At 40.9% G+C, this 24,786-nt stretch carries 21 protein-coding genes, 1 other RNA gene and 1 pseudogene; 20 read left to right on the top strand and 3 right to left on the bottom strand.

What is annotated here, in order from left to right; genetic code table 11:
* Positions 1-258 precede the first annotated feature (258 nt).
* From J4E06_RS01545 to J4E06_RS01480, 18 genes and pseudogenes are all read left to right on the top strand, one after another.
* Positions 259-2,385: a LamG domain-containing protein gene (locus tag J4E06_RS01545; RefSeq protein WP_349522286.1), complete on the top strand. Its 2,127-nt coding sequence runs from the start codon at positions 259-261 to the stop codon at positions 2,383-2,385.
* 162 nt (positions 2,386-2,547) lie between these two features.
* Positions 2,548-3,816 (top strand): Gfo/Idh/MocA family oxidoreductase, encoded by a 1,269-nt coding sequence (locus J4E06_RS01540; protein WP_349522285.1) that lies wholly within the window; start codon positions 2,548-2,550, stop codon positions 3,814-3,816.
* A 107-nt stretch (positions 3,817-3,923) separates the two neighbouring features.
* Positions 3,924-7,316 carry a 3-keto-alpha-glucoside-1,2-lyase-like domain-containing protein gene (locus J4E06_RS01535; protein WP_349522284.1) on the top strand — a complete coding sequence of 1,131 codons (3,393 nt, stop codon included), beginning with the start codon at positions 3,924-3,926 and terminating at the stop codon, positions 7,314-7,316.
* A 27-nt stretch (positions 7,317-7,343) separates the two neighbouring features.
* On the top strand, positions 7,344-8,126 hold the full coding sequence (locus J4E06_RS01530; protein ID WP_349522283.1) for an endonuclease/exonuclease/phosphatase family protein: 783 nt from the start codon (positions 7,344-7,346) through the stop codon (positions 8,124-8,126).
* Positions 8,127-8,261: 135 nt separating this feature from the next.
* Positions 8,262-10,073, top strand: a complete 1,812-nt coding sequence (locus J4E06_RS01525) for a sodium:solute symporter family protein (protein ID WP_349522282.1) — start codon at positions 8,262-8,264, stop codon at positions 10,071-10,073.
* A 320-nt stretch (positions 10,074-10,393) separates the two neighbouring features.
* Positions 10,394-11,212: an N-acetylglucosamine kinase gene (locus J4E06_RS01520; RefSeq protein ID WP_349522281.1), complete on the top strand. Its 819-nt coding sequence runs from the start codon at positions 10,394-10,396 to the stop codon at positions 11,210-11,212.
* Between the two features lie 516 nt (positions 11,213-11,728).
* The gene (locus tag J4E06_RS01515) at positions 11,729-11,926 is read left to right on the top strand and encodes a hypothetical protein (RefSeq protein ID WP_349522280.1); all 198 of its coding nucleotides are present in this window, start codon (positions 11,729-11,731) and stop codon (positions 11,924-11,926) included.
* Between the two features lie 10 nt (positions 11,927-11,936).
* Complete coding sequence (locus tag J4E06_RS18385; protein ID WP_421812694.1) at positions 11,937-12,086, top strand: hypothetical protein; 150 nt, start codon at positions 11,937-11,939, stop codon at positions 12,084-12,086.
* Positions 12,080-12,178: pseudogene (locus tag J4E06_RS18380) on the top strand (hypothetical protein); the annotation flags it as partial. The gene J4E06_RS18385 and the pseudogene J4E06_RS18380, both read left to right, overlap by 7 nt.
* Positions 12,179-12,234: 56 nt before the next feature.
* The gene (locus tag J4E06_RS18375) at positions 12,235-12,330 is read left to right on the top strand and encodes a hypothetical protein (RefSeq protein WP_421813672.1); all 96 of its coding nucleotides are present in this window, start codon (positions 12,235-12,237) and stop codon (positions 12,328-12,330) included.
* 375 nt (positions 12,331-12,705) lie between these two features.
* Positions 12,706-12,903 (top strand): 5-formyltetrahydrofolate cyclo-ligase, encoded by a 198-nt coding sequence (locus J4E06_RS18370; protein WP_502877323.1) that lies wholly within the window; start codon positions 12,706-12,708, stop codon positions 12,901-12,903.
* Between the two features lie 246 nt (positions 12,904-13,149).
* Positions 13,150-14,235, top strand: coding sequence for a sensor histidine kinase (locus J4E06_RS01510; protein WP_349522279.1), 1,086 nt, complete (start codon positions 13,150-13,152; stop codon positions 14,233-14,235).
* Positions 14,236-14,240: 5 nt separating this feature from the next.
* Complete coding sequence (locus J4E06_RS01505; RefSeq protein ID WP_349522278.1) at positions 14,241-15,569, top strand: sigma-54-dependent transcriptional regulator; 1,329 nt, start codon at positions 14,241-14,243, stop codon at positions 15,567-15,569.
* Between the two features lie 215 nt (positions 15,570-15,784).
* Positions 15,785-16,330, top strand: coding sequence for a GreA/GreB family elongation factor (locus J4E06_RS01500; RefSeq protein WP_349522277.1), 546 nt, complete (start codon positions 15,785-15,787; stop codon positions 16,328-16,330).
* Positions 16,331-16,345: 15 nt separating this feature from the next.
* Positions 16,346-16,957 carry a hypothetical protein gene (locus J4E06_RS01495; RefSeq protein WP_349522276.1) on the top strand — a complete coding sequence of 204 codons (612 nt, stop codon included), beginning with the start codon at positions 16,346-16,348 and terminating at the stop codon, positions 16,955-16,957.
* A 223-nt stretch (positions 16,958-17,180) separates the two neighbouring features.
* Entirely contained in the window at positions 17,181-18,473 is a 1,293-nt protein-coding gene (locus J4E06_RS01490) for a Glu/Leu/Phe/Val family dehydrogenase (protein WP_349522275.1), read from the top strand.
* A gap of 68 nt (positions 18,474-18,541) precedes the next feature.
* Positions 18,542-18,961: a GreA/GreB family elongation factor gene (locus tag J4E06_RS01485; protein WP_349522274.1), complete on the top strand. Its 420-nt coding sequence runs from the start codon at positions 18,542-18,544 to the stop codon at positions 18,959-18,961.
* Entirely contained in the window at positions 18,958-19,350 is a 393-nt protein-coding gene (locus J4E06_RS01480) for a hypothetical protein (protein ID WP_349522273.1), read from the top strand. The genes J4E06_RS01485 and J4E06_RS01480 overlap by 4 nt, the downstream gene beginning before the upstream one ends.
* A gap of 348 nt (positions 19,351-19,698) precedes the next feature.
* On the opposite strand, the gene J4E06_RS01475 is transcribed toward J4E06_RS01480, so the two are convergent.
* A complete protein-coding gene (locus tag J4E06_RS01475; protein ID WP_349522272.1) occupies positions 19,699-20,949 on the bottom strand; it encodes a site-specific integrase in 1,251 nt (416 codons plus the stop codon).
* Positions 20,950-21,184: 235 nt separating this feature from the next.
* Positions 21,185-21,585: a transfer-messenger RNA gene (gene ssrA, locus J4E06_RS01470) on the bottom strand.
* Between the two features lie 336 nt (positions 21,586-21,921).
* Here ssrA and J4E06_RS01465 point away from each other — a divergent pair.
* Both J4E06_RS01465 and J4E06_RS01460 read left to right on the top strand, forming a co-directional pair.
* Positions 21,922-23,127 (top strand): NAD(P)-dependent oxidoreductase, encoded by a 1,206-nt coding sequence (locus J4E06_RS01465; protein ID WP_349522271.1) that lies wholly within the window; start codon positions 21,922-21,924, stop codon positions 23,125-23,127.
* A gap of 84 nt (positions 23,128-23,211) precedes the next feature.
* On the top strand, positions 23,212-23,481 hold the full coding sequence (locus tag J4E06_RS01460) for a hypothetical protein (protein ID WP_349522270.1): 270 nt from the start codon (positions 23,212-23,214) through the stop codon (positions 23,479-23,481).
* A gap of 3 nt (positions 23,482-23,484) precedes the next feature.
* On the opposite strand, the gene J4E06_RS01455 is transcribed toward J4E06_RS01460, so the two are convergent.
* The gene (locus J4E06_RS01455) at positions 23,485-24,600 is read right to left on the bottom strand and encodes an Sb-PDE family phosphodiesterase (RefSeq protein WP_349522269.1); all 1,116 of its coding nucleotides are present in this window, start codon (positions 24,598-24,600) and stop codon (positions 23,485-23,487) included.
* Between the last annotated feature and the right edge of the window lie 186 nt (positions 24,601-24,786).

Here is a 24,786-nt window from a genome sequence, read left to right as displayed (position 1 = left end):
CAAGTATTGGAAAACTAGATATCAACTTTAAATCATATACATTGTGCTGTTATGGCCAAGAGCTTTATAGCGTACAATTTTCTTAGTCAATGTAAGCATACTTCGGTATGGTACATTTATTTTTTTTGGATACTTTTTATTGGGGTTGATTCCTCATATTCCCAAACATACTCTTCACTTTCAGAAAGCGATAAACACCATCTCCGCACAACTTCTCATATCTTAATAGACCTCAATGAAACTAGCTCAGATTCGTTGATGTTTCGGAATTTGACCGATAATGTACCATGGGCAGTGATTCCTTCACAAAATAAAGTGGAAAACACCAATTTTCTTGACCAATATGCCCATTACGGCAATCAATTAGTAGTGTTGGGACAAGAGGGCTCGATTTCAAAAATTCCTGAAAACCTATCCGTGATCTGGGTAGCTGATTCGGATATGTACACATTGGAACTTGGCTTGCAAGAGACCATTGATCTGGTTAAAAAATCAAGCGACAAGGAACTTTTAAGCATAAAAGTTGACCATGGAACTACTCCAACGTTTTCAAAATTAATTGAGGTTTGGCAAGATTTAGGAAAAATGCCGAGTTTCATCAAAGCCGAAGCGTCTTTTGAACATCTATACAGTTTGGTACGTCAACTAAACTCTAAGCCAAAAATATTCGGGGTTGTTCAAACGGAAAAAGGACTGTTGGATGGGGTCAGCTTCAAAGATTATGGAGAAGTCCAGATAGGAGGGTATTTTAGTTATCCCGTACTGGATATTTTATCGCCCCCCATATTGGTGCCCTATAAGCCAGGTTTCCATTTTTCTCCGGACATTATCTACACTAGTCCGGAAAACCTGAACAACAGGAAGGAATTTGTTGGTTTCCCATTGGATGCTGAATATGGACTTTCCCACCATTTTGAATTTAAGGATGAGGTTGCCGATATATTGGCGGAAAATTCGAAGGGATTAATCTCAAATGATGTAAGAGTAAGGAAGGATTCGTTATATGGACAGGTCAGTTACTTTGAAGATGGAGCCTATGTTGATGTGGGAATATCCAGTAAATCATCATTAAAGGGGAATTTTACTATTAATGCGTGGATAAAACCGACTAAACTGGGTCAAAACAATAGTATTCTTGGAAAGGGAGACAATTTTGTGTTCAAAATTCACGATGGCTTTTTAACGTTCACAATGGCAGGTATCAAGGATTATGTATCAACTTCTTCACCTATTCCGTTAAATGAATGGTCCCATGTGGCACTGGTTCATTCCAAAATAGAGAATACACTTTTTTTCTATATCAATGGGGAACGCACAGATAGTGTAGAGCTGATTTCTGAATATGAAACATCAAATTACAATATACTTATTGCCAGTAATCTGTGGGAAGAATTTTTTGAAGGCTACATACGGGAGATAAAAATATGGGGGCGAGAATTGAATGATTCGGAAATCAAGGCTCATTATAATCAAACAAAAGTCTTGAAAAGGAATACACATATTTGGATGTATGCTTTGGGATTATCCCTCTTGTTCGGCGGAGGATATGCAGTATTCAAGTATTGGATGAAAAATAAGGTCTCGAAGGTAATAAAAAGAACACCAAGCGAAATAAAGCTTAAGGGTCCGAAATTAGAAGGGAAGCATTCCACTCAAATATTATGTTTTGGTCCTTTGCAGATTATTGATATGCATGGTTTGGAAGTTGCAAAAAAACTTTCCCCGCTCCAGAAAAAAATGTTCATGATTATTTTTTTGCATAGCCAAGGAGATAAAAAAGGGGTGGACACCAAGCGTCTTACCGAATTGTTATGGCCGGGTAAAAGTGTGGCAAGCGCTAAAAATACAAGAGGGACAACAATTCAAAATTTGAGGCAGTTGTTGGGCACATGTCCAAACCTTGAGGTAATTTTCAAGGACAAACATTGGATATTGCAAATGGGCGAGAACTGTTATTCGGATTATTCTATGGCACTGCAATATCTGGAATTCTTGACGAGCAAAGATTGTTCGGATGGACAACTTGAAATCGAACTCCGAAAATTGATTCCCATTGTTAAGAAAGGAAGGTTGTTTGCCAATACGAGCGCTCCTTGGTTAGACCCATTTATTGAAAAGTTCAGCAATCGGATTGTGGAACAATTTATCCAGATCAGTAAAAACCCGATGATTGGGACCCATTTGGATACTATGCTTGATTTGGCAGAGATCATTTGTCTATATGATGACCTTAATGAGCATGCATTAAAGATAAAACTCAATGTACTCATCGAACAAGGAAAGCTTAGTTTGGCACATCAAGCTTGCCATAATTTTAAAAAGCAATATGAAAATCTCTACGGGGAGGCCTACGAAGTTTCTTTTGAGGAAATGATTTCTTCCTAACAATAGCTTATTCCTGCCTTATTGAGATAAAATCCTGAAAAAAAACTAACATTTTTTATTCATTACCCCATTTAGTACCCCTTTTTTTATGCCCATGCTTTTTTATTTGCAGCATCATCATTCAATCAGATAGTTGGAAATAATCAATTCAAAGCATACCAAATGAAAAAAGAAATAAACAGTAGAAGGGGGTTCGTAAAAAAGTCCTTGATAGCGGGTGCCGGGATAAGTATCATCCCACGTCATGTATTGGGAGGCCCCAACTTTATTCCTCCCAGTGACCAGCTTACCAAAGCGGTGATAGGTGTTGGCGGTATGGGACAGGGTCACTTAACCTATGAAGGAACCAAATTATTGGCCATTTGTGATGCAGATGGAAAACACTTGGCCGCTACACTTAAAAAAGTTGGCCCCGATGTAAGGGGATACCGAGATTTTAGGGAAGTCCTGGAGAGACCGGATATTGATATTGTTCACATTGCGACCCCTCCGCACTGGCACGGACTCATGTCCATTATGGCCGCAGAAGCAGGCAAGGATGTCTGGTGCGAAAAACCAATGACCAGAACAATAGGCGAGGGTAAGCGTGTTGTTGAAGCCATGAAGGTCCATGGTAAAATGTTTAGGCTGAATACTTGGTTTCGTTTCAAGGATAACTTTTACGGAATGGGAACACCCGTAAAAAAACTAAAAAAAGTTGTCGACAGTGGTGCATTGGGATGGCCATTAAAAGTAACCATAAGTGGAGTTACCGGATTTAATTGGAAGTTCTATTGGGTAGGAAAGGAGAATTTGGCACCACAATCAGTTCCAGAACAATTGGACTACAATATGTGGTTGGGTCCAGCTCCCGAAAAACCATACAATCCACATCGAGTCCATTCCACCTTTAGAGGATATTGGGATTATGACGGCGGCGGATTGGGCGATATGGGCCAGCATTATATTGATCCTGTTCAATACTTTTTGGGTAAGGATCATACCAGCCCTGTAAAAGTTGAGGTGGATGCCCCGCAACAGCATTACGATGCCATTGGAACTTGGCGAAGAATAACGTATACCTATGCAGACGGTTGTCAAATTATATTGGACGGCGAAAACCGCGATAAGAATGCAGCCTATATTGAAGGACCTGATGGCAAAATATTCAATGGGTTCAAATCAACCATTCCCAATATTGATGGTTTGATCAATACCCTTCCCAATCCCGAGGAACAAATAACTTCATTCTCAGAGTCCGTTAAAACCCGTCAAAAATTCGCATTGAACGAAGAGAACGGACACCGTTCCGCAACTATTGTCAATATGGGCGTAGTGGCACTCCGACTAGGTAGGTCTCTCGATTTTGATTCAGTGAAACAAAAGTTTGTGAACGACCCGGAAGCCAATAGGTTGTTGGATCAACCCATGCGAACCTCTTGGGCCGATTAATCATTCACTTAATTTTTAAATAGAACAATAAAAGTACATACCAGTGGAACGTGTGTTGCGTTTCGAAATCAAATCGGAAGTGTCCATTGGTCAAAAAATCAGGAAAAATGAAAACAATAAAACATATTGTATCAACGCTCTTTTTGCTCTTTGCTTTACAGGTTTCTATAGGGCAAATCAATCGGACTTTGGAAACCAAAGTAGTGGATATATTGGCCCAGTTTCCGACCAAGGATTTAGAGCATTCGGACAGGCTAATGCAAGAAATGTTGGAACTGGGGAGCGAAGGGGTTCAAAAGTTCCACAAACGAATTGTTCCTTTGGGAACAGGGAACGATACCCAAGCAAGGTATGCCGTTCACAGTTTGGCGGTATTTGCGGGCAAGCACCGGGAGAGTATGGTTGAAAACACACTGCTGGATGCTTTGGAGGAAAAGCAAAACACCGAGGTAAAAACATTTTTTATAGACCGTTTGGCATTTTGTGGAACCGACACAAGTGTTAAAATACTGGGCAAATACCTAACGGATAAAGAACTATATGAACCCGCATTGGCTACTTTAACCGTTTTAGGCACTCAGAGGTCGGCAGAAGCGATTCATTCCGCAGTCAAATCAGTTGGTGGAATAAGGAAAGCGGCATTTATTGAGTCATTGGGGCGCTTACGCTATACCCCTGCATCAAAAACCTTGGTAGAAGTGGTATCCAACCCCATGTCTGATACTTTTTTAAAGCAGAAAGCGCTGATGGCATTGGCAGAAATAGCTCAACCCGACTCGTACGACATTCTTTCTAAAGCAGTTGAGAGCGAAGCGTATCAATTGGGTGAAACTAGGGCCATTATTGCATATATCCATTATGGCAATAGACTTATCGAACAAGGAAATTTCTCCTTGGGAGAGCTTCTAGCCAGGTCGCTATTGAAAAATTGTACAGAGGATAACCAATTAAATTTTAGAGTAGCAGGTATTGACTTTCTAACGGCCTCAATGGGTAACAATGCGACAAAAACGCTTTTAAAGGAAGCAAAGCATCCCAATGATGCCTATAGGGGGAGCGTGTTAAAGGCAGCGGGCCAGAACATGAGACCTACAGAAGTATCAAAATGGGTTAAACAATACAAGAAAATAGAGGATATTGGAAAAATACAACTTCTGGAAGTACTGCGAGAGCGTCAAGAGTCCAAGGTGCTGGATAAGTGCATCACAAAGGCCATCGAATCTGACAATGAAAGCTTAAAGTTGGCAGGGATACGAGCTTTGGATTTTCAAGAAAAGAGCAAGGCATTGCCACTGCTTTTTAAAACCTTACAAGGGGATAATACCAATGCAACTTTTGCAACCATTGAAAATACGTTGCTGAAAATTGTAGATGTTGACGATGCACCTTTGATTGCAGAAGAATTATTCCGTGTTGAAAATCAAAAAGCCAAAGGTGTATTGGTAAATGTACTGGCTGAACGAAATGCCACAAATCAATTTGATGCGATTGCTAGGCTGTTGGATAAAGCAAACCCTGATTTACAAAAGAACATTTATAAGGCAATGCCATCCATTTCCACGGAAAGTAATCTATCGGAGTTGATGGAAATGCTCTCTAAGGTGGATAATGAAGCAAATATTAATTACGTGCAGCAGGCCATTATCAAAGTTCTTAACAATACTGAAAAGGATAGTTCTTTGGATGTTTATAGCGTATTTGCAGATTTTGAAGATAAATCCAAATTGATTCCAATACTTCCTGCGATAGGAGGTCAAAAAGCATTGACTCTGATATCGGAACAAATGCAATCAGGAGGCATTAAGGAAAAAATGGCGGCAATACAGGCACTTTCGGCATGGAAAGGTAATAAGAGCCTATCTTATTTGTTCAAGGCCATAATCAATTCAAATGGAGACATCAGGGAATTGGCTTTTGATAAATATTTGCAAAAAGTTGCTACTTCAGATCAACCTGACGATCAAAGATTATTGTTGGTACAAAAATTAATGCCGCACAGCAAAACCTTAGCAGAGAAGAAGCAAGTGATCCGGGCAGCTCAGTCTGCAAAGACATTCCTGTCCCTGGTTTTTGTTTCGGATTATTTGGATGATGCAGAACTAAGTGCTGTGGCATCCAATGCAGTAATCAATATTGCCTTGCCAACACCTGGTGCCAACAATGGACTAAGTGGCGAGGTAGTCCGAGAAGCCGTATCAAACAGTATGGCAAACTTAACCGGCCCGGATAGTCAATATTTAAAAATTGATGTAAAAGAGTTTTTGGATAAAATGCCCAAGGAAAAGGGATTTGTATCCATATTCAACGGTAAGGACCTGACCGGATGGGAAGGTTTAGTGGAAAACCCGATTAAAAGGCGAAAGATGTCCAAAAGTGCCCTGAAAAAGACTCAGGAAAAGGCAAATGCCCAAATGTTGAAGGATTGGTTTGTAAAAGATGGGGTCATCGGTTTTAAGGGAGAGGGCTACAATAATATTTGTACCATTAAAGATTATGGGGATTTTGAAATGCTGGTCGATTGGAAAATCACGCATGGTGGAGACAGCGGCATTTACTTGAGAGGGACCCCTCAAGTTCAAATTTGGGATACGGCACGTACCGATGTGGGGGCAGAAGTGGGCAGTGGAGGATTATACAACAACCAAGAAAACACAAGTAAGCCTTTAGTAGTGGCCGACAACCCCATAAATGAGTGGAATACATTCAGGATCAAGATGGTCGGAGAGCGTGTAACTGTTCATTTGAACGGAAAATTGGTTACCGATAATGTTGTTTTGGAAAATTTTTGGGATAGGGATAGAGCGATTTTCACAAAAGAAGCGATAGAGCTTCAGGCCCATGGAGAAGATCTGGGGTTCAGGAATGTTTATGTTCGTGAAATACAGTCTGGCAACGAGCTTTTAAGTCCTGAAGAGCAAAAAGAAGGCTTTCAATCTCTATTTAACGGCAAGAACCTTGACCATTGGATTGGGAATAAGACAGATTATTCGGTTGAAAACAATGAATTGGTGGTTCAACCGGAGCAAGGGGGGCACGGAAATTTATATACCGCCAACGAGTATTCTGATTTCATTTTTCGATTTGAATTTAAATTGACTCCAGGAGCTAACAATGGTCTAGGTGTTCATGCACCATTGGAAGGTGACGCAGCTTATGTTGGGAAAGAATTACAGATTCTGGATAACACGGCACCTATCTATGCCAATTTAAAGCCTTATCAGTATCATGGCTCGGTATATGGAATTGCGGCTGCAAAAAGAGGCTTTTTAAAACCTGTTGGAGAATGGAATTCTCAAGAAGTTATGGTAAAGGGGAATCAGATTAAAATCACACTCAATGATCATGTCATTCTTGATGCAGATATTAAAAAAGCTTCTGAAAATGGCACTCCTGATGGTCAGAATCATCCAGGACTTAAGCGGAATAGTGGTCATATTGGGTTTTTGGGGCACGGCTCTACACTCTGGTTTCGAAATATCAGAATCAAGGATTTAAAATAAGAAATGGCTTCCCAAAAGTTTGATGGCATGATAAAACAAATCACCTTGATCGGAATTTGCTTGTTTTTAAATGGAACGAACCCGTTACGGGCCCAAAGTAATTTAATAAAACGGCCTGTTACCGTAATGTCCTTTAATATCCATGCGGGCTATGGAACCGATGGTACTTTTAATCTATTAAAAATCGGAAATCAAATCAGGGAAGCCCAACCCGATATTGTTTGTTTACAGGAAGTGGATCGCAGGACGCGGAGATCACAGGGCAAAGATGTAACTCTGGAACTGGCCAATATCACAGGTTTTCACTCCTTCTTTGGGAAAGCTATTCCCTATGATGGGGGAGACTATGGTTTGGCTATTTTGTCCAAATACCCCATACTCGAAGCAAGGGTACATTCCTTGCCCAGTGATGGCATTGCGGAATCTAGGATAGCTTTGGAGGTAATGGTCCAAATCAAGGGTATAAACAAAATAAGGGTTGTGAACGTGCACCTTGATCATTCCAATAAGGAATTGAACCAGTCCCAAATAAGATATCTGGACAGCAAATTCAGGGATGAGTTCCCAACCATATTGGCTGGTGATTTCAATCAAACAATGAATGACAAAGGAATGCAACACTTAAGCAAGGTCTGGAACCTTTCGATGACTGATGATGCATTTACTTATCCATCAAACAATCCAAACATTAAAATTGATTATCTCATGGCCTATCCTCGGAATAAATGGAAGGTGGAAAATGCCCAAGTCTTAAAGGATTCGAGAGCTTCAGATCATTTGCCGATTATAGCAACATTTTCCTTGTTATGAGCAAAAAAACATTATAAACCGAACAGGTTGACCTTTTTGAGTTAGTTGATGAAGATGGGCGGGGTCTGCTCCCGACCTTTCTTCTTATGAAAAAGAACAATAATCAACTCCAATCAACCTAGCCAAAAAATGAATATGATAACATTACGACCATTGGACTATGCCATAATCCTGACATTTTTCGCTATTACCCTCGGCATTGGGTTCTATGTATCCAAAAGCTCTGGCAAGAGCAGTTCGGAGTTTTTTCTTTCCGGTAGAACGATGCCGTGGTGGCTTTTGGGTATATCGATGGTCGCCACTACCTTTTCCACAGATACTCCTAATCTGGTCACTGATATTGTGCGGACCAACGGAGTGGCCGGCAATTGGGTCTGGTGGGCCTTTTTGTTGACGGGTCTTCTAACGGTATTTATATATGCAAGGTTGTGGCGGAAATCCAATGTCAATACCGATCTTGAGTTTTATGAGCTGAGATACGGTGGGGTAGCAGCTAGATTTTTAAGGGGATTCAGGGCCATTTATCTTGGGGTAATCTTTAATGTGATAACTATGTCGGCGGTGACCCTTGCCGCTATAAAGATTGGCGGAATCATGCTCGGTATCGAGCCGTGGCAGACAGTTCTTATTGCAGGACTAGTAACGGTCATTTTCAGTGCAATTGGTGGGTTCAAGGGAGTTGTGTACACGGATTTCATCCTCTTTTTTGTTGCAATGGGAGGGACCATAGGAGCAGCCTATTATCTGGTGAATATCCCCGAAGTTGGGGGCTTGGGAAACCTCCTGTCCAATCCAGATGTCAAAGATAAATTGAGAATGATACCTGAACTGGACGATACCGAAGCATTGATTACACTGATTATTATTCCTTTGGCCGTACAATGGTGGAGTTCATGGTACCCAGGGTCCGAACCCGGGGGTGGAGGATATATCGCCCAAAGAATGCTTTCCGCAAAAAATGGGAAGCATGCCATAGCGGCCACGTTCTTTTTCAATATCATGCACTATGCCGTCAGGCCTTGGCCCTGGATATTGGTGGCACTGGCTTCTATTGTTGTGTTTCCAGACCTTCAGAGCCTACAACAGGCCTTTCCAATCATATCCGATGATAAACTTGGGCACGATCTTGCCTATTCGGCCATGCTAACCAAATTACCAACAGGACTTTTAGGGCTGGTGCTCACTTCCTTGGTTGCGGCCTATATGTCCACCATATCCACGCAGCTCAATTGGGGTTCCTCGTATATTGTATATGATTTTTATAAGGAAAGGATTAATCCAAAGGCATCGGAAAAACGATTGGTGGCGGTTGGAAGGATATCCACGGTGGTATTGATGGTGCTCAGCGCTACATTGGCCCTTTTGCTCCAAAATGCACTTCAGCTTTTTGAGATACTGCTTGTTTTTGGTGCGGGCACAGGGTTGATATTTATACTGAGGTGGTTTTGGTGGAGAATCAACGCCTGGAGCGAAATCACTGCAATGTTTGTCTCTGGGATACTTTCACTAGTTTTGAAGCTGACCCCTTTGGGCGATTATTTGTTCGCTGGCGATGGCGGGCTGTTACCAAGTTGGTCGGAGTATCCCCTAGTGGTCTTTACCACCACATTGGTATGGTTGGCAGCAACCTACCTTACCCGACCCGAGCAAGACGAGGTACTTTTGGGATTCTGTGAAAAAATCCGCCCAGGCGGTCCGGGATGGCTTAAAATAGCCCGCAAGGGCAAATCAGAAAGGGGTGTGTTGGAAAATGCTGAGAACTGGAGCGTTCCCAGTGGGATATTGGCGATGCTTTTAGGAACGGTACTGATTTATGCCTGTCTTTTTGCAGTGGGCTATTGGATATATGGCGAGTGGATGTTGGCAAGCGCTATGACCGTCCTAGCGGCAGTTTCGGCCGTAGGCCTATTGCTTACGTGGAAGAAAATAGAAAAGATAATAGAATAGACCTTAAATTGATTTTATAAAAATGGAAATAGCTATGCAATCTATATGGCATAAACCAGCTGGAAGGTTTGAAGCCACGAGATATGAAAAGGTACACAATGTCATCTTTCAAGATTCCAAACAGGGATTATTACAGGTTGCCAAGGAAATATCAGACTTGATCCGGGAGAAAACTGGTAAGGGTCAAAAGTGTGTTCTGGGTGCGAGCGGAGGATCGGAACAAGGAAACCACAAAAAGATGCCAGTCTCTCAGCCTGGCAAGCTATGCATCCATGGAAGCCTTTGTGATATATGACTTTCTTAAAAAATAGGATGCTAAGATGGTATTGATTGCAGACAGTGGATCCACCAAATGTGATTGGCATGTGTACAATACGTCTGGGGTCAGGTTATTTCAAAGAAGAACAACGGGTATAAATCCCATGATTCACTCGGATGATGACATAGAGGCAGTATTACAAGGGCTAAAAGAGCATCTTGAAGATGGGATTTCCCGAGTGGAGTTCTACTGTGCCGGAGGTAAAGATTACAGTTCACAACAAAGGTTGAGCCGAATATTTCAAAAATATTTCAACCACGCCCAAGTGCAAATAGCGGATGATCTGGGAATGGCCGTGAAGTGCACTAAGGGGAAACCGGGAGTGGTGTGCATTTTGGGTACGGGCTCGAACAGTTGTTTTTTTGATGGAACAGAGATTCACAAACGATTGCCCGATCTGGGATATCAGGTTATGGACCTGGGCAGTGGCAATTATTTTGGAAGGAAATTGTTACGCAGTTATGCTTATGGATATATGCCAAGTGATTTGATAAAAGAATTTAGGGACAGGTACGACCTTAAAGGTAAGGTTTTACTACAAGAACTCTACCATGGAGAGAATCCGAGCTCCTATCTTGCCAACTTTGCCAAATTCATGATCGAGAACCATGGACATCCCTTCTTCCGGTCGATTATCGATGATGGGTTGGAAAAGGTCTTTGAGTATGTATTGGGACCTTATCAATATGAAATGAAGCGACACCCCTTGTACTTTATTGGTTCTATTGCTTTTCATTTACAAGACTTTTTAAGGGAGAAAGCAAAGGTGAAGGGATATGAAACAATTCATTTTATGGATAAACCGATTAAGTATCTATAAGTAGCATTACAGATTTATTAGGAATGTTACTTATAGATAGTTTATAAGTTTAACTAATTATTTTTACAATTGAAATGTAGCTCCCGGTACATTAGGGGTGCAGTTTGGTTTAATGCAGATGATTATTCCAAGCCCATACGCGCTGAACCCTTGCTCGAAACTTGACATGAATTAACACAATATTTCGGACTTGACATTGGTTACTGTTTTTGATTGACAACAACGGTTATGGAGATGTTTGGTTTGACGAAAGTTAAAAATTATGGATTAAAAAGGTTGAACTACAATGGTTCCTGCATAAAGCAATATTGGACTACTTCAAAGTTCAAATAAACGATTACTTACGACTGATAGTGTTTAAGCAAAAAATTATCTAAAACCGAATTTATCAGTTCATAACTATATGAATACGGATAAGTAAATAGAGATTTACCAAGTCAATGACGTTTCCACTCATTAATATTCAATTTGATCAAGATACCGTTTGGTTGACACAGGCGCAAATGGGTCAATTATTTGAAAAAAGATAAGCGTACAATTTTAGGTTTTGGTGAAGAATCCATAAAAAAATCAGTGATTATTCCCTTTTTGTATACCATGGAACAAGGAGCCAAAAAAATGGGTGAGTTGGAGGCCAGTATTCTATGCAAAAGGACAGTCAATGGTTTACCGATTCAATATCAAATTAGAAAAATGAAAGCTAAAATTAGTTGAAAACTATATTATGAAATTACTGAATACAACTCACATAAGACAGAATATATTAACCGGTACGCAAGTTTTGGTTTCGCCTCACCGGGCCCATCGACCGTGGCAGGAAAAAGAGGAGGAGGTTACTGAACTACCCAAAATAGCATATGATAAGGATTGTTAATATGTCCTGGGAATATCCGGTTGGGTGTTGAAATGAATCCGGAATATGCCCAGACCTTCTTATTTGAAAACGACTTTGCAGCTCTAATTCCGAACCTTGATGAATCTTCGTTTGAGGAAGGTGTTTTAAAGGATATTTTGAAAAGAGCATTTGCAAGGTTGTCTGTTTTTCTCCAAATCACTTCCAGACCCTAGCTCAGATGGGCCTTCAACCGATTGAAAAGGTAATTAAGACTTGGCACTAAATAAGAATAAAGTCATGTCAATTCCAATAATAGTAAAGAAAGAAAGGGTCAGAAAAGACATGTTGCGCAAATGTAACCACTTTCCGCAATTGAACAAGAAACTCTGCGACAATTGGATTTGTGAGTTTCTTTGGAAAAAGATAGTATGTCATCAAGTCAAAACATCACATACATATGTTCCCATGGGGTCGGAAATTGATATCAATCCTTTGATCTAGCGTTGTCTCAATAGCGGAATAATTGTGTTGGTTCCAAAGACACTGACCAAGAGAAAGTTCAAGAATTTGGTCCTTGGATCTTTACAAGAGTTGAATGATGGAGTAGTTGGAACCAAATATCCTTCTGGGGGCAATTTTGTTTAAGCAAAACTATCATGTGATTTTAGTTCCTGGTTTGGCATATGATGCAGCGAGATTTCGAATTGGTTATGGAGGGGCCTATTACGATAGTTTTATGGTACAACATCCCAACGCCCTCAAGATTGAACTATTCTACCCATTTCAGAAAGTGGATTGTGTTCCCCGAGAACCACATGATGCTAGACTTGAAGAAGTTATTATCCCAAAAGTATAGTTTAGGGGATGCTTGTACAGCAGGATGTCAAAACATCTAGATGTCATTCACTATACTTGGGTGTCTATCTTTTTTGGAAAAAGGACATCGTTTGAACCTACTACGGTTATCAATGAAATTAAATTTTGGTTGGAACGATAACAAACTGCGATGTGAAAATCCGATTTTTTTTACTGTATTATTGTTGTACTGGGAAAACGCAACGTATAAGATCCACAAGTCTTTGTAACCATAATTTCTAATCCTATGAAAAGCACAGATCAAAAACTTAAGGAACGCGTCAAGGAATTGACCTGTCTTTATGAAGTTACCTCCATTATTGTGAATTCAGGATATGATGAACTGAACACTTCTTTGGAAGCCATAGCCTATTGTTTAAAAAGAGGTTGGCAGCACGAAGAAGTTGCAGAGTGTAAAATATCCATCGAAAAATATAGGGTCCAAACCAGCGGATTTGATGAGCAAATGGTACGTTTAGCCAGTGATGTCATGGTTTTCAATAATATAGCTGGAGCCATTTCAGTGGGGTATCCCGCATCAGTGTATGGTCCTGAAGATTTCTTGCCAGAGGAAAGGACATTGCTGAAAAATGTCTGCCTGGCTGTAGGGAACCTTTTAGAACGTAAACAAATCCATGATAGTGAACAGGAAACCAAAAGGCAAATGGAACGTAATGATCGTTTGCATATCATGGGCGAGATAACGGCGGGTATTGCCCATGAATTGAACACTCCCTTGGCCAATATTCTGGGATTTGCCGAATTGTTATTGGATGAGGCCACAGATCCAGGAACACGGAGCGATTTGCAGACAATATTGGACAACGCCATCTTTTCTAGGGAAATTGTAAAAAAGTTGATGTTCTTCACCTGCGAAATGCCCCAACAAATGGAGTTGGTTGAACTTAAAAGGGTTGTCGATAGTGTTATACGCCTCATGGGGCCGTCACTTAGAGAAAAGAGGTTGACCGTAGTAAGGTCCTATGCCTTAGAAGACCTTAGTATTCGGGCCAATACGGTCCAATTGACTCAGGTAATGTTCAACCTTATCATGAACGCAGCCTATTATTCGCCAGAGGGCGGTGAAATTAAATTGGAATTAGTAAATGGTGAGGAAAAGGTGATTGTTCATATTATCGATTGTGGGGAGGGTATTGCAACGGGTCAGGAAAACAAGGTTTTTGAACCATTTTATACCACCAAACCCGTTGGCGAAGGGACCGGACTCGGTCTGAGTGTGGTCCATGGTATCATCAAAAGCTATAAGGGAAGCATTGCCCATCGACCCAATCGGCCAAAAGGTACTATTTTTACACTGGAGTTCCCAAAATGACATGTATGCCCTTGAACAGAGAGAACATTCTTGTTGTAGATGATGATACCAAGATTTTGGAGTTGTTGGCTAGAAGGCTCAAGACACTTGATTATCATGTTTTTAAAGCCATATCGGTTAATGAAGCCCTATTTGTTTTAAAGGATGCATCCATAGACCTGTTGATTACGGATATCCAAATGCCCGAAGTGGACGGTATACAATTGTTAAAGTACGCCAACGAACATTACCCCAAGATGCCAAAACTTGTGCTCACGGGCTACCCTTCCGTTGATGGAGCTTTAGAGGTGCTTAAATCAGGCGCCATGGACTATATGACCAAACCGTTTACGAAAGAAGAACTCGAAACAGCGGTTACAAAGGCTTTGTCGCAAGGCGACCATCGCCATGCCTCAGCTGTTAAGAACCCGGTCAGGGAACATCACGAGGAGCTCAACGGTATGGTTGGCAATTCACAAGCCTTTCAGCATGTACTTTCGATTATTGGTCGGGTAAAGGACAACCAAGCCACCGTTTTGATCCAGGGAGAAAGCGGTACGGGCAAGGAATTGGTGGCACGGGCCATTCATTACTCGGGTAAATATAGAAAAGGACCTTTCATTGCTGTAAACTGTGGGGCTATCCCTGATAATTTACAGGAAGCCGAATTATTTGGTTATGTCAAAGGTGCTTTTACCGGCGCAGAACAAAACCGTAACGGTTTTTTTCAGGCAGCAGATGGGGGGACCCTCTTTCTGGATGAAATAGGTGAGGCCGGTTGGGATGTACAGACAAAATTGTTAAGGGCATTGCAGGAAAAGGAGATTGCTAAGGTCGGTTCCAGAACGGTAGAAAAAATAAATCTACGCGTTGTGGCAGCCACCAATTTGGACCTTAAGGAGGAAATCAATAAGAAAAACTTCAGGGAAGATCTTTATTATCGTTTGACTGTTGTGGAAATTATGGTACCACCGCTGAGAAAACGAAAATCGGACATTCCCATGTTAGTGAATAGATTCCTTCAAAAATACGGGATAGAATATAGAGATCGTTTGCTGCCCATTCATCCGGATGCTCTCAAGGTATTGGAACGCTATACTTGGCCCGGTAATATTAGGGAACTTGAGAATGTAATCCAGCGAGCAGTCATCATGGCGGATGGCCCAGTAGGAATCAAGGATTTACCTGATTTTTTGAAATATGAAATCACCTTTCCCCAGGAAGAGCTCCTACCTTTAAGGGAAATGGAAAGGCAATATATTCAGCGTGTCTTGGTTCATACCAAGGGGAACAAGAGCAAGGCGGCAGAAATATTACAGATCAATCGAAAAACACTTCGCGACAAAATTGATTGATCTGGTCAAATACTGACCAAATGGGTAAAAACTACCCAAACCTAAATCTTAGGTCACTTTTTATTTAAAAATCAAAGTGTTGTTTATCAGCATCTTGAGGGTATTATATTTCTTTTTCACAAGTAGGGCATATGATTTGCCATTGGTATGGCACAATCAATCAACCAGATTGGAAAATGATGGATTTTTCGGTTCCGTGGCAAAAGAAATGAGTAATGATGGCAATGTATCCTTTGAGATTTGGAGGCCTTCTACTGGAGAGCAATGATTTATTGACGATCAAAAAGTATCTGCAGCAATCGTTGGGCTTGGAAGATTATTTTCATGTTGAACTATTGGAATTATTAATCGAGAATGTACAACGTGCCATTATTGTGGATGAGAAAAGTATGCCCTCCGATGTGGTACGATTAAATAGCCGTGTGACCCTTGAAAGTTCGACAGGATGGATGAAAAGTTTTCAGTTGGTACCTCCAGATGATGCTGATACGGAAAAGGCGAAGTATTCAGTGGTGAGCGCTTTGGGCTGTTCCGTTATTGGGTTATCAAAAGGGGATAGCATTAGGTATGGTATGCCTGGCCAAGCGGCCTTATTTTGTATCGTAGAGGTAGATCAATCTGGTCTGATGGCCGATGTGGAAACTTTTGGCAAAAACCTAATGGATGCCTTACCAACCAATCCAGATGTAGCGCTTTACTTTGGTAAGAAAGAAGAGCGTAACAGTTCTGATGCAATATGGGTCAATTTAACACAAATATAATAATGGAAAAGGGGTATGAACGCAACACTTTCAATTAAACAACGCATACTGGTTGGTCTTGTACTTGCCACAGCATTTTTATTGGTACTTACAGCTAATCTTGTGGATCGACGGCATTTTTCTACGATACAGCACGCAATTGTTTCTATTCATGATGATCGGGTAGTGGTTCAGGATTTTATCTATCAATTGCGAAACCGTCTTCACGATAGTGAGTTGGAGGTAGTTGATAACGGTAGGTTTACAACAAACAGGGCGGAAAAAATCAGCATCCTCATCGATGACTTTGCCCGTACCGATCTCACTAGGCAAGAAGCACTTTTTTTAAAACGGCTGCGACAAGAATTCACGGATTTAGCGTCACAGACCCCAATGGCGTCTTTGAACATCAAGGACGATAATGCAAAAACAAAGGCCATAAAACACATTGGTGGTATCAAAAAAACCTTGGATTCCTTAGAAGAGATTCAATTGGAAGAAAGTGGACAATTGACAAAGCTGTCTGAAAAATCACTGAAGGTCAATATGATGTTGTCCAATTTGGAGATCGGTTTTTTGATTGTTATCGCTGTGTCCATCTTAATGTTGGTTTTTCAGCCCGTTAAGACATTATATCCTATTCGTTAATTGAATGAAACCAAAATAAGTGTCCCATGAATGAATTTTTGAGAAGCATATGCTCTACCTGTATTCATAGATCGTACTGTGCATTGAGCAAAGAAAGAACGTACACTACGATATGTAATGAATACCAACACTATCTGGAAGAAAGTAAGTTGCCTTCGATAGTGATATCGGATGAAATGAATTAAAAACAAAAGGTATACGACATACCACTAACTATTTTAATATGACAACAGTGTTAACAAAAAGGAAAAGACCGTCCAAACAAGGGATGTTGGACAATGTGATGCGTCAGTTCAACAATTCAGCTGATATTATTGGGCTTAACCCAAACATTAGAAAAATATTGAAAGTCACCAACAATGAACTGGTAGTGCACTTTCCGGTACGAATGGACGATGGGAAGGTTGAGATATTTACCGGCTATAGGGTACAGCACAATAATGCTTTGGGTCCCTATAAGGGTGGATTACGGTACCACCCGACGGTAGACATTGACGCCGCGAGGGCCTTGGCCATGTGGATGACCTGGAAGACCTCCTTGGCAGGGTTGCCCTATGGTGGTGCAAAGGGTGGTATACAATTAGATCCCACCAAGTATTCCCAGGATGAGCTGCAACGAATCACTAGGAGGTTCACCTATGCGCTTGGTGATAATATTGGGCCCGAGTTGGATATACCTGCCCCTGATGTAAATACCAATTCCCAAACCATGGCTTGGATCTTGGATACGTACATGTCGACCAAATCCCCTAATGAACGATCGAAAAACCTCCATGTTGTAACGGGAAAACCCATAGGCGCCGGTGGTTCCGAGGGTAGGGACCGCGCAACGGGCTACGGTGTTTTTCTTACCATCAAATTTTGGGCCGAACACAAAAAACTGGAATTAAAAAACAAGAAGTTCATTGTACAGGGATTTGGAAATGTAGGCTACTGGGCGGCCCATTTTCTTGTGAAGGAAGGTGCGCTTCTTACGGCCGTACAGGATGCCTATGGTAGCATTCGCAATGAAGGAGGGATTTGTCCGGAGTCACTCTTGGATTATGCCAAGGCCAATAAAGGAAGTATTATGGGGTTCTCAGGGGCAAACAGTATTGAAAATTCGGAATTCTTTGGATTGGAATGTGATATCTGTATCCCTGCAGCATTGGGTAATCAGATTACAGTGGACAATGCCCCTTTCATAAAGGCTAGTCTGATTGCCGAAGGGGCCAATGGACCAACCGATGTCAAGGCAGAGGAAATACTCTTAGAGCGAGGTATCGATATCATACCGGATATTCTATGTAATGCAGGTGGTGTAATCGGAAGCTATTTTGAATGGTTGCAAAACCGTAACGGTGAAATTTGGAGTCTTGATGAGGTGTTGGAACGATTGGAAAGAAAAATGAGGGAATCGTTTACCAAGGTTGCACACAAAACCAAGACGCAGCATATCGACATGCGGACAGCCGCATTTGTAATTGCCATAGAGCGATTGGAAGAGACTTATGTTCAGAGGGGGATTTTTCCATAAAGGAAGAAAGTGATTAAAAAAGGCTTAAAAAAGAGCCTGCATGGTATAATGATTTAAAATATAGTAAAATGAAATACGGGAGCTTGTTGATAGAAAAAAGGGAATATGTGGTTTTAAAGCGATTGTTGAACCTCTCAGGGTACCATAAGGACAGTGCTTGGAGAAAATCGGTTAAGAAGTTGACGGATGAATTGGAGAGTGCCAAAATCCTAGATGAGGATAAAATGCCAAATGATGTGATACGGTTCAATTCCAATGTCACAATTGTTTCCGAAAATGGCTGGCATAAAAAATTCAAACTGGTACTACCCGCCAAAAGCGATATCAGAAACAATTGCATATCGATATTGACCCCGATGGGGGCCGCGGTCATGGGGTACGCCAATGGGGATTCCATTGTTTGGGAGTTTCCATCCGGTAACCAAAGGCTTACCATTGAGGATATTGAGCAGGGAAATGAGTCTTTGAATTTAAACATGGTATTATGAAATCAGTTGGTAGACCCTATTTTCACGAATCCATAAGCCGTATTATCAGTAAAAAGGATAAGTTGGAAATCACCAATTGGACTGAAACTATGGAATGGGTCAATGAGGAATTACAATATTTGATCCCATTGGAAAAACGGCTGTTGGGAAATCCTTCGCTCCACCAAAGACTTTTGGTGGTTCAAAGAGAGAATCAGCTGCGGTTGGCAAACTTGTACCGTTATGAACGGAACATGGCGAACGTGATAGAATGTGATACCATGGAGTGTGATGCTTATTACCTCAATACCCATGAGAAAAATAGGGATGGTTATATGAATCATTTAAAAAACTACAACCAGTTAAAGTTTCTGCTGCTCTCCAAGATTTTGGAGTGCTTGGGTAAGTAGAAAATCCAAATAGGGCTGCAATAATAGCCTTTTTGTTTTCAAACTGAGCTATATACTCTTTAAAAAAATTCCGTGGGATAATGTAACATGCATAACAGCGATATCAAACTCATTTGAATTCATACACTTACTAGAGAAGGCCATAGGGAATAGAGGTAGATTTAGCTTTTTAATAGATTAATATACATTGTTATTTGATGGTGAATAGATGTTTTGTGAATCCCATAGCTCAATATGTATTAATCATTTTAACATGTATTCAAAGATTTTTGTTGACACATCCCTGGAAATTGATATGAAATTATGTTTTACAGTTAAAACAAGATATAAAAAAGGTTAAGTCTGCCATTAAGACAAGCCATTTTTTTTAGTTATGCTACCTCCCTCTTTTGCAAGAATTCCTTTCAAGGCTGCCATATCCTCACTCACCTTTCTATCAATAATCTTGGCATAATGTTGAGTAGTGCGAAGATTTTTATGTCCCAGCATTTGCCCCACTGTTTCTATGGGTACTCCATTGGACAAGGTCACGGTAGTAGCAAAAGTATGTCTGGCCAAATGGGTGGTGAGATTCTTTTTTATGCCACATAGGTCAGCAATTTCTTTTAAATAGGCATTGGACTTCTGGTTGCTCAAAACAGGAAGCACACAATCTTCATTCATGACTTTAGGGTGTTCTTTGTATTTTTCGATAATGGCCAATGCGGTTGGGAGTAGGGGAATACCCAATCTGGATTTTGTCTTGGTACGCTTGGACTTAATCCAAAGGGTTCCATCAATATGGGTTACGATATTATCAGGGTGCAGCTTTTGCACATCAATGTAGGATAGTCCAGTATAACAACAGAAGACAAACATATCCCGTACAACATTAAGACGTTCGCCCCTGATTTTCTTGTCAACCAAGGCTTGTAGTTCTTCCTTGGACAAGAACTCCCTTTCCACAGTTTTGAATTGTACTTTGTAGTTGAAGAAGGGATCCTTATTGATCCATTCATGGGCTACGGCCATTCGAATGATTTTCTTGAAATTGTTTATGTACTTTAAAGCGGAATTATGGTTACATTTTTTAACTGTCTTCAAAAAGAATTCAAAACCCTTTATGAATTTTAAATCAACATCCCTGACGGGAATATCCGATTTACCCGATTCGGTTTTGATAAATTCGGCAACGTGGTTTCTTGTGGTATTATATCGCTTGTAAGTACCTAGTGCAAATTCAATATCAATCAGCTTCTTCATTTGTTGGTTATGCTCATCAAAGAGCTCCAAGAGCATTTTAAGTTTTTCACCTTTGCCCAAATACAAATTTTTCACATCTGATGAGGTGAAGGGTTTGTTGTCCTCTACAAGTTGACGGTGGATTCTATTTATTCTACTTCTAACAGTATCCAAATACTGGTTCAATTCATTTGCTTCAAAGTTCGTTCCCTTCATTTTCCCCATCCGAGCACTCCATTTTTGTGGGTCAACTTTTCGTGAAACGCTTAATTCGCTTCGTTGTCCATTTACTGTTAAACGTAGGTATATAGGGACTTTTACGTCTTTTTCAAAATGTTTTCCTTTAAGATAAAATAGCTGTGAGAAAGAATGGCTCATTTTTGGTCTCTTTTTTAACAGAAATAAAGATATAAAAAAGAAAAATATCATTTTTATATTTAACACAAAATCAATTGATTACAAGGAAATCGGTGAGTGTTTTTTGGTTTAAAATATACTCACCGAATAAGTCACTTTTTTAATGCTATTATTTGATATTAAATGAAACCAAATAAAATAAAAAAACCTGTAAATCAGTAATTTACAGGTTTGTTGTTGTGTTTTGATGGTGTTCTAGTGGAGCCGGAGGGATTCGAACCCTCGTCCAAACAAGCAATAACCACGCTTTCTACATGCTTAGTATCTGTTTGATTTTCGATGTATACCTGACCAGATACGGCCTAATATACACTTATCTTCTTTAGGTTTTAGAGGTGTCGCCAAAGCGAACGGACACCCTTGTGTTGACTTTTTTGGTGCTCCTAAACGAATCGCCGTCAACAAGGGCTATTCAGGAACATCTCGCTTCCCTACCTTGTAGGGACGAGGCATATCCTACTATAATTCAGATTATGCGGCAAGAGCGTAATTATTTTCGCCAATTAAAAAGTGTGAAACATGAGATTAACGAGCTATATCCCAGCGCTCGACATGCTTACATCGCCATTGGTCTTGCTGTCAAAACCGGTCGGCCCCATAATGTCATTCCTGCGAAGGCAGGAATCTCTCACTTTTTTATCAAAGAACTTAACCTGCACTGCGTACTTCGACTACGCTCAGTATGAACTCGGTCAAAATGTGGGCGTTCCCAAAATATTGCTTCGCAACATTTCGGTCGGGCTATCGGCCGTACATGGTACCTGCCTCTATCCCTAACGCAAATTTTGGTTTGTAAACCACCTTTGTCACATTGAGCACAGTCGAAATGCCTAACGCGGTCGGCAAAGGTAACTCATATCCATCAAACAATAAAAAGTTTGCTTACCCTGCCTATTACTCTTATTTTGGTCAACAATTATACCAAAATCATATATGAAGCTCGGAATCATCAGGGAACGTAAAAATCCACCCGATCGCAGGGTAGTGCTATCACCAGAAGAATGCCAAAATGTCCTTTCCAAATACCCAAAAGCCAATATTTTGGTCGAATCGTCTCCAATTCGGGTGTTTTCGGACAGTGAATATACAGAAAAAGGCATCCAAGTGGTAACCGATATGGAGACCTGTGATGTACTGCTCGGCGTAAAGGAAGTCCCCATCGATGCATTGATTCCCCATAAAAAATACTTTTTCTTTTCCCATACCATTAAAAAACAACCCTATAACCGCGAACTCCTTCAAGCTATTTTGGAGAAGAACATCGAATTGTACGATCACGAGGTGATAACCAATCCAAAAGGGAGTAGATTGGTCGCCTTTGGCCGTTATGCCGGAATCGTTGGAGCCTACAACGGATTCAGGACCTACGGTTTAAAGTACAACTTATATCAATTGCCGAAAGCGGAATCCCTTCTGGACCAACAAGCTTTGATTTCGGAACTAAAAAAAATACAACTCCCCAACATCAAAATATTACTTACTGGAAAAGGAAGAGTGGGCAGTGGTGCCAAGGAAATGCTCGATGCCATGGGATTGAGGCACGTTTCTCCCAGTGAGTATTTATCCATATCCTTCAAGGAACCTGTATATTGTCAAACCGATGTGTCTCACTATGTAAAACGTAAGGATGGCAACAAAGGCAGCAAAGCCGATTTTTTCCAAACTCCCGAGGCTTACGAATCTGACTTTTTTCGTTTTGCAAAAGTAACCGATTTTTATATTGCAGGACATTTTTATGGGGATGGAGCCCCTTATTTATACACTCGTGAGGATGCCAAGCACCCCGATTTTAGGATAAAAGTAGTGGCCGATATCAGTTGTGACATCGACGGTCCCATTGCAAGCACCATTCGTCCGTCCACCATTGCCGAACCTATTTATGGCTACGATCCTGAGTCTGAAACGGAAACCGATTTTAAAAACGAAAAGGCTATTGCCGTAATGGCCGTGGACAACCTCCCGTGCGAACTGCCAAGGGATGCAAGCGTAGGTTTTGGAGAAGCATTTTCCAAGTACGTGATACCATCCTTTTTTAATAATGATAAGGATGGCATTCTAGAAAGGGCCCGTATGACGCAAAATGGTAAGTTGACCCCTCGGTACGCCTATCTTCAAGATTTCGTGGACGGCAAAGAATAATAGCCTTTTAGCCAAAAACACTTTCCAGAAGTTGGTAATGCATTGCTTTTTAGTATATTGTATGTCCTAAATTCTCAAAAGCCAGTGAAATTCAATTGGATATTTTCTGGAGATGACAATCCAGCAATGCAACGGACCTGTATCGATTTAGAATACAGCCTCAGGCCAAGAATCACGAGGTTCTTGTTGTCCCGATTGGATGTGGATACCGATTTTTCCAGTTTTTATTTTGATGTGAATGTGGACAAAAAATGGGTTTATATCTCCGAAAAAACACCCATCCAGTACATACACAAACTTTTGCCAGATTTTGATTTGGTCATCAATGGTGGACCTTTTACCTCCGTTGCCTAAGGTTTATTCTTGCAAGGTGAGGTTCCATGTAACGATAGGATGCTCCTTTGGGGCAACGTAGGCACCTAACGCCTTAAGCTTTAACTCAAGTTCGGCCTTTTTGTCCAGTGTTTTCACCTGAAGGGTTTTAGACCTCCCAGCTGGAACCGTAAATACGGGTGAACTGGAATAGAAGGTATAGGGCATTTGATTTTCAAAAATAAGATCACTGCTCGTCACATTTTTTAAAGTTACTGCCAAAATCGAGGTATTATCAATGTATTCGGCTTTTTCGATGGTAATGGATGCTCGGAGTAGTGGAACCAAATTCTCCTTTTTGCCAACCAATAACGAATTGAAAACGGCCACTGTTCTACCGGCAAACAAAGCCTCTTTAAGGGAATTAGCAGATCTTTCCTTCGCAAAAACCAATGTTATGGGGCGCGTATGTCCTTTTTCTACATAATCCCAGTCAATAAGTCCGTGGATATCGCTGGTTCCCATTATGGTCAGGTTGTTTTCAAGGGCCAGGGCCAACGATTCTTCCGAATAGTCCCCAGTGTTGATTACCTCGATTCCGTGCAACTCTCCACCGGTAATGCGTTTTTTTTGAAAATCACTAAGAATCGGATTGCCTTTTGGTGATTGGGCATACCAAGCAGGGTGGTTCCAAAAAACAAAGGCACTTTGCTTCTTGGCTTCGGCAAAAGATTCCTTGGCATCCTCCACAAGAAGTTTGTTTGCATCTTCAATAAATATGGCATTGTTGTGTCCGATCGGTGCTTGTCGGGTAATTTCGGACCCGTGAACCAGAATAAGGTCATGATCCTTTGCTTCTGTTAGGGCTATTTCGTAGGATCGGTTCCTGTCAGGGTGGGGGATATCCTCTTTATGAGGTTGGTATTCAATGTGCTCGGTAAGTGAAATCACGTCCAAATTATCCCTTAGTGCTTCCATTACACGAATGTTCGGCCACACATTTCCGTCTGAAAAGACAGTGTGTTGGTGCAGGTCTGTTTTCAATGTTTTGTATCCGGGAACATCTGGAAAATCCAAAATTCTGGAGCTTTGGTGCGAATGCTCTTGGGCAAACAAGGAAACAGCAGCAAAAATTGCGATAAAAACTGGTTGGGATTTCATATTGTTGGTTTTCTCAAAACTATGAAAGCTAATTGTGTGTTTCAACCATAGCGTGAATATTTTACAAACTGTTAACCTAGCGGTAAAGTAATTAGGTTTCACTACTCTAAAAGATGCTTGTACTAAATCACAATTAGCAAATATTTAAGGGTGAAAATAATTGCCATATGCAAGTTCCTTACTAGT

Source organism: Allomuricauda sp. NFXS6, assembly GCF_040148835.1.
Classification (GTDB): domain Bacteria; phylum Bacteroidota; class Bacteroidia; order Flavobacteriales; family Flavobacteriaceae; genus Flagellimonas.
This window is presented reverse-complemented; position numbering and strand designations above follow the sequence as displayed.